This window comes from Polynucleobacter sp. AP-Reno-20A-A9, from assembly GCF_018882085.1.
Classification (GTDB): Bacteria; Pseudomonadota; Gammaproteobacteria; order Burkholderiales; family Burkholderiaceae; genus Polynucleobacter.
Genome location: NZ_JACVPB010000003.1, coordinates 285,848 through 292,821 on the forward strand (window position 1 = coordinate 285,848; position 6,974 = coordinate 292,821).

The 6,974-nt window shown below is 44.6% G+C and carries 6 protein-coding genes and 1 pseudogene; 4 read left to right on the forward strand and 3 right to left on the reverse strand.

Annotated features, from left to right (window positions below):
- The first annotated feature begins 14 nt into the window (after nt 1-14).
- From ICN39_RS04690 to ICN39_RS04705, 4 genes are read left to right on the forward strand one after another with little or no spacing between them, the layout of a single operon-like run.
- Nucleotides 15-1,304 (forward strand): polyhydroxyalkanoate depolymerase, encoded by a 1,290-nt coding sequence (locus tag ICN39_RS04690; RefSeq protein ID WP_216232909.1) that lies wholly within the window; start codon nt 15-17, stop codon nt 1,302-1,304.
- 32 nt (nt 1,305-1,336) lie between these two features.
- On the forward strand, nt 1,337-2,053 hold the full coding sequence (gene rsxB, locus ICN39_RS04695) for an electron transport complex subunit RsxB (RefSeq protein ID WP_370623689.1): 717 nt from the start codon (nt 1,337-1,339) through the stop codon (nt 2,051-2,053).
- The gene (nth, locus tag ICN39_RS04700; RefSeq protein WP_216232930.1) at nt 2,053-2,709 is read left to right on the forward strand and encodes an endonuclease III; all 657 of its coding nucleotides are present in this window, start codon (nt 2,053-2,055) and stop codon (nt 2,707-2,709) included. Before rsxB ends, nth begins: the two co-directional genes overlap by 1 nt.
- A complete protein-coding gene (locus ICN39_RS04705) occupies nt 2,702-3,127 on the forward strand; it encodes a DUF1841 family protein (protein WP_216232931.1) in 426 nt (141 codons plus the stop codon). Before nth ends, ICN39_RS04705 begins: the two co-directional genes overlap by 8 nt.
- A 52-nt stretch (nt 3,128-3,179) precedes the next feature.
- Here ICN39_RS04705 and ICN39_RS04710 read toward each other — a convergent pair whose 3' ends face one another.
- The 3 genes and pseudogenes from ICN39_RS04710 to ICN39_RS04720 form a co-directional block, all read right to left on the reverse strand.
- Nucleotides 3,180-4,304: a two-component system response regulator gene (locus ICN39_RS04710; RefSeq protein WP_216232911.1), complete on the reverse strand. Its 1,125-nt coding sequence runs from the start codon at nt 4,302-4,304 to the stop codon at nt 3,180-3,182.
- Nucleotides 4,305-6,704, reverse strand: coding sequence for a PAS domain-containing sensor histidine kinase (locus tag ICN39_RS04715; RefSeq protein WP_216232912.1), 2,400 nt, complete (start codon nt 6,702-6,704; stop codon nt 4,305-4,307).
- Nucleotides 6,705-6,857: 153 nt separating this feature from the next.
- A pseudogene (locus ICN39_RS04720) lies at nt 6,858-6,974 on the reverse strand (IS30 family transposase); the annotation flags it as partial.

Here is a 6,974-nt window from a genome sequence, read left to right on the forward strand (position 1 = left end):
TTACCGGAGGTACCATGCTATATCAGTTACATGAGTTTCAAAAAGCCTTACTTCAACCCGTTAGTTCTTGGGCACGCGCTGCTTCAGAAGCTTTTATTAATGCTTCTAATCCAGCCTCTAAGGTCCCGGGATCAGATCGATTGGCTGCTAGCTATGAACTCCTCTATCGCTTAGGCAAAAACTACAAGAAGCCAGAGTTTGGTATTCGCTCAGTACAAGCCCATGGCAAAGAAGTTGCCATTCACGAAAGAACTGCGGTTGCAAAGCCATTTTGTAACTTAGTACGCTTTAAGCGCTTCTCCGATGATGTCGAAGTCATCAAGAAACTCAAAGAAGATCCAACAGTATTGGTAGTTGCTCCATTATCTGGGCACCACTCCACTTTATTGCGCGACACAGTTCGCACCCTATTGCAAGACCATAAGGTTTACATCACCGATTGGATTGATGCGCGTTTGGTGCCGACAGAAGATGGTGAATTTGGTCTTGATGACTACGTTCATTACGTACAAGAATTCATTCGCACGATCGGCGCCAAAGACTTACATGTGATTTCTGTTTGCCAACCTACAGTCCCAACCTTAGGCGCAATCTCATTGATGGCTTCTGCTGGTGAAGCAACGCCAGCCTCCATGATCATGATGGGCGGCCCAATTGATGCACGCAAGTCACCAACCGCAGTCAATAACTTAGCTGATCAAAAGTCTTTTGAGTGGTTTGAGAGTCATGTGATTTATAACGTACCGCCTAACTATCCAGGCGCTGGGCGTCGTGTTTATCCAGGCTTCTTGCAGCACACTGGCTTTATCGCCATGAACCCACAGAACCATTTACAGTCTCATTGGGATTACTTCCAAAACTTAGTACGCGGCGACGAACAAGATGCGGAATCACATATCCGCTTCTACGATGAGTACAACGCCGTTCTAGACTTGGACTCCAAGTTCTACTTGGATACCATTAAGACTGTTTTCCAAGACTATTCATTGCCAAACGGCACTTGGGAAGTGTCTGGTGAACTTGTTAAACCACAAGACATTAAAAAGACCGCTCTCCTCACTATTGAAGGTGAGTTAGATGACATCTCTGGAAGTGGTCAAACACGCTCTGCACATGCTTTATGCGCAGGCATTCCAAAGCAAGATAAAGATCACTACGAAGTAATGGGCGCAGGTCACTACGGCATCTTCGCTGGTCGTCGTTGGCGTGAGAAAGTGTACCCAAAGATCAAATCCTTTATTCGCGACCACCAACCCGCGCAAAGAAAGACTAAAGCGCGTTTACCCAAACTAAACGCAAAATAAACCCGACAAAATGAGAGACCACAGCGTCTCTCATTTACTTAGGAACTAGCAATTCAATGAAAATCAATCAGGCGAATGAACTCACTAATCGCCTAGAAGATCTTCTTCCACAAACGCAATGCACTAAATGCGGATACCCAGACTGCAGGGGGTATGCAGAAGCAATGGCTAGTGGGGATGTCTTGCCGAATCGCTGCCCACCTGGTGGGGTTGAAGGTATTGAGCGTCTGAGCAAGGTGCTAATGCCTATCTACCCACAAGATGCTTTTGAGCTTCACCCCACCATTGATCCAGAATGTGGAGTTGAACGCCCCAGGCCAGTTGCTTTTATCGACCCACAAAAGTGTATTGGCTGCACCTTATGCATTCAGGCATGTCCCGTCGATGCGATTGTTGGCGCCTCTAAACAAATGCACGTGGTGCTGACTGAGTGGTGTACTGGTTGTGATCTCTGCATTCCGCCATGCCCAGTAGATTGCATCAGTATGATTGATGTCACTGAAAATAAAACTGGCTGGGATGCCTGGTCTCAAGACTTGGCAGACATTTCTCGCACTCGTTATCACGATCGAGAAAAACGACTAGATAGAGAGCAAAAAGATAATGATGATCGCTTAGCCAGGAAAGCTGCGACTAAATTAGAGGCGGTCAATGCAGAAAGCCCATCATCAATAGATGAACTAAAAGAGCAAGAACGCAAACGCGCCATCATTGCAGCAGCGATTGCACGAGCCCAGCAAAAGAAATGATGAATCCAGAAAAGCGTCGTGCTTTTTTTGAGCAGCTTAAAGCCAATAATCCCAAACCAGAAACTGAGCTGGAATATAGCTCGCCATTTGAGTTATTAATTGCAGTATTACTATCGGCACAAGCAACCGATATTTCAGTCAACAAGGGAACGCGCAAACTCTATAAAGTTGCCAATACCCCGCAAGCCCTTTTAGATCTTGGTGAAGAAGGTGTTAGACCTTTTATTCAGCATATTGGATTATTTAACTCTAAAGGTAAGCATATTCAGGAAACCTGTCGACTACTCCTTGAGAAACATGGTGGAGAAGTACCGCAGACCCGCGAAGAATTAGAAGCTCTACCAGGTGTTGGCAGGAAAACAGCCAATGTCATACTGAATACTGCCTTTGGACAAATCGCCATGGCTGTTGATACTCACATTTTTAGAGTCTCTAACCGAACTGGCCTAGCGCCAGGCAAGGATGTTCTCAAGGTGGAGCAGCAATTACTTAAGCGTGTACCTAAAGAATATCTATTAGATGCTCATCACTGGCTTATTCTGCATGGTCGATATACCTGTAAGGCACGTAATCCAGATTGCGCACAATGCATAGTAGAACCACTATGTGGCTTTAAACAAAAAACTGGCAAAGGAAAAGTTCGTGGCGATATTTAATCCAACTCGTGAAGAAGTACGTCGCTTTTTTTGTGATGCCTGGAAAAAGAAAACGGAAAATCATATTCTTGATCCAATGGAAATGCTGGCTAGCGATTGGATGGTAGAGCACCCCGAATACCACGACTTACTCAAAGATCCAGAGGGTGCCCTAGCTCAGGACTACACGCCAGAACGTGGCGAAACTAATCCCTTTTTGCATCTATCAATGCACCTATCGATTAGCGAGCAGATCTTGATCAATCAGCCACCCGGCATTAAAGAGATTGCAGACAAACTATCACTGAAGTTAGGCTCAATGCACGAAGCACAGCACGTCATGATGGAGTGCCTCGGACAGGTGATGTGGGAAGCGCAGCGTGAAGGTCAACCACTCAATCCCGAGAAATATCTAGAGGCTCTGAAGAAACTAAGCTAGCAGCAGCTACAGTCGGCTTGCGACCCAAAGCAGCCTCACGACCAAAAACCCATCAATGCTGAAGATTTTCTGCACCAGCCTCATCCTTATGAAGATCGGCAATTTGGGTAAACGCATCAAAATTTTCTAAAAATGCATCCGCTATAACAGGGTCAAAATGATTGCCTTTACCGGCGGCCATAATTTCATGCGTTTTCTCATAAGAGAAGCCTTCCTTATAGACCCGCTTTGATACAAGCGCATCAAATACATCAGCTATTGCCATCAACTTCTCAGAGATTGGGATCTCATCCCATTTGAGGCCGTCAGGATAGCCGGAACCATCCCACTTCTCATGGTGCCAATGCGCAATTTCTTTTGCTAACTTTAAAAACTCCAAAGACACCTCGGAGTCTTTTTCCGCCATTTCAATTGCATGCGCCCCAAGCCACGCATGGGTCTTCATGATCACCCACTCTTCATCGGTAAGCTTTCCAGGCTTCATCAATATGCGATCTGGAATTCCAACCTTTCCAATATCATGCAGGGGCGCAGACTTAGCCAAAAGAACGATCACGCGGTCAGAAAGCAACAAAGAATATCTGGGATCTTTTTGCAGAATTTGCGCTAATGTTTTTACATACAACGATGTGCGGAGCAAATGCTTTCCCGTAGCATCGTCTCGAACTTCAGCTAATCGTGCAAGCGCTCTAATGCTGGCATCTTGAATAGTTTCATTTTCCTTCATTCGCTTAGCAATTTCGGACTCTAAATAGACATTTTGATTTTGCAAAATATCGCGGGCCTTTTTAAATTCAACCTGAGTACGAACTCTTGCTAATAAGATGGATGGGCGAATAGGCTTGGTAACATAGTCTACCGCTCCAAGCTCAAGCCCCTTTTCCTCATCTCGCGTGGAATCCATTGCGGTCAAAAAGATTACCGGGATGTCTTTGGTTTTTGGGTTATTTTTTAAATGGCTGATAACCTCATATCCATCCATGTCAGGCATCATGACATCCAATAAGATGAGATCAGGCATGCGCTCTGAATCCAAGATCTCTAACGCTCGTTTTCCTGAGGGTGCGACTAAAATTTCATAAAAAGGCATGAGCAAATCACTAACAACGGTCATATTGTCGGGATTGTCATCGACTACTAATACTATCGGTTTATTGTTTTCCTCATTTATATTCATTTATTTAACTCCCTGACTTGAGTTTTCCGCACTTTGAATATCCTCAATTATTTTTAGCGCTCCTGGGAAATCATAATTCTCCATCGCGGACTCAAGGCTGGCCATCAGAACCCTATCAATGCTGGCGCGAATGAGGGGGCGATTCTCTTTAAAGTTTTGGCTAGCCTTAAAGCTTCCCGATTGCAGCAAAGGAATGAGGCTAGTTAGTACATTCATAGCCAATGGAAAATTGGCCTGGACCAGAGGGGCAACATCCGATTTCACAATTTCAGCCACCCTAAGTTGTAGTGCATCTAGTAATTTCTGGATTTCACTCAGTAGAGGCTCTACCCTGGTATTACCAGCGCTTAATGCAGCCTCTAATTTGGTGGCAACCAATTGAATCTGAACAAGACCTAAAGTGCCTGCAGCCCCCTTCAGCGCATGCGCAATCCGAGTCGGTTCACCAATAACATTGTTATCTATCAAGTTATTAAGCCTGCCAATGTCGTCCTGATGTAAGGCAACAAAGTCTTTTAATAATTCCCAAAATTTCTCAATCTTCCCGCTGGTAACCAATAGCCCCCTTTCAATATCTAAACCCTCTATTTTGGCAAGTTGGGTCTGTAAATTTACCTGAGCCGGATTGGTGTGATTTCCTGACTGGTAGATTGGGGTCATGATTTTTATTCCACCCCCAACCGATTTTGGCAACCACTTTAATATTGTCGCGAACAAAGCCATTGGCTCTACTGGCTTGCCAACAAAATCATTCATTCCTGCTTCGGCACATTTGCGCCGATATTCCTCAAAAATATTTGCCGTGAGCGCCAAGATAGGTAATGATTTTTTGTTTGGCATTTGCCTAATCAGCTTGGTTGCCTCCAACCCATCCATGACCGGCATTTGTAAATCCATTAACACCAGGTCATAGTTATTTGCACCTACCTTATCTACCGCCTGCTTACCGTCTCCAGCAATGTCAACCCGCAGACCCGCATCGACAAGGAGTGTTCTGGCAACCTCCTGATTGATTAGGTCATCCTCAACCAAGAGAATGTAAGCATTCGAATGTTTGGTTTTAATGGCAAGTTCAGCATCATCGACTTTGGCAATCTCAATTGCGGTACCTTTGCCTAGCCTAGCGGTAAACCAAAAGGTGCTCCCCTTGCCAAACTGACTATCAACACCAACGCTACCGCCCATTAAGCCAGACAACTTTTGGGTAATAGCCAACCCCAAGCCAGTGCCTCCATATTTTCGAGTTGTAGATGAATCAACCTGTTTAAATGCCTGGAATAGCTCAGAAATCTTATCAGGCTCAATACCAATTCCCGTATCGGCAACCTCAAAGCGGACCAATACTTCATCGCCATAATCCTCAAGCAACTTGCCTCGAAGAACGATTTTTCCATGCTCTGTAAATTTGATGGAGTTTCCCGCGTAGTTCAATAAGGCCTGGCGCAACCTTGTCTGATCTCCAATTAACCACACGGGGATATCGTTGTATTCAACTTCAATAGTTAGGCCCTTTGCAACTGCCGCATCCTCCAATAGGGAGCGTGTGTGATCAAGAACTGCACTTGCGGGGAACGTAGCCTTTTCTAGAATTAGTTTGCCCGACTCTATCTTCGAGAAATCTAAAATGTCATTAATGATGGAAAGCAAATGCCTGCTAGCTACCGCAATCTTGTCGAGCTTTTCATCTTGCTCGGGTGTTGGAGTATGCCTCTTGAGTAGATAAGTCAATCCAAGAATTGCATTCATTGGTGTACGAATCTCATGACTCATATTGGCAAAGAAATTGGTTTTAAGTTGATCTAGCTCCTGCGTTTTTGCATATAGAACCTTTAACTCCGCATTAGCATGCTTAAGTTCGGCACTAGTTGCGGCAACTTCTTTTGACCGCGCAAAAATTTCTGTCTCCATGCGAAGGGCTTTTTCCCGAAGCTCTTCCGTCAATTTAATGGTCTCTTTGCCTTGATTCTTAAGGTTTACGAAATCAGTAACATCCTCAACTCGATGAATTATGTAAATAATTTGACCTTGAGCATCAAATATTGGGGTATTGATGGGGCTCCAAAATCTCTCTTCAAAACCACCCCCATCAATTTCCGGCCGCTTGATGTCATATTTTTGGACCGCCATAGGATCCGGCTTTTGATTTTTCAGCACTCGCTGTAAAGATAACTTGAGGTTTCTAACCCCTTCAGCCCCGGGATCATCTGGATTATCGGGAAACACAGTAAATATTTGTTTGCCAAGAATCTGCTCCCTCACTGTTAGAGTTGCCCTCAAGTAAGCGTTACTTACGGCAACAATGTTGAGACTAGAATCCAACACTAGATATGGATCCGGAGCGGACTCAAAGAGAATATGAAAATCAGGGGCTGAAGGCCCCGGGGTAGCTTCTTTAGTCATGCCAAACTAACTCCCTATATAAGGTTTTAGTCTACTTTAATCAAATTTAGCCGTCTAGCTTTTGATGAAATCCTTTTTTCAATCTGCTTGATTTGGATCGGCCAAATCTAAGGTTGAAATCCACGTCACTAACGGCCGCTTATGGCCTTGATTTCAACCCGTCGATGCAACAGATTGGGCAAAACGTTCTGCCGGTGTTTGATAGTTTAGTGTTTTTCTAGGGCGTTCATTAAGTTGCCTTGCTACAGCATTGAGTTTGGCTTGGGAGTA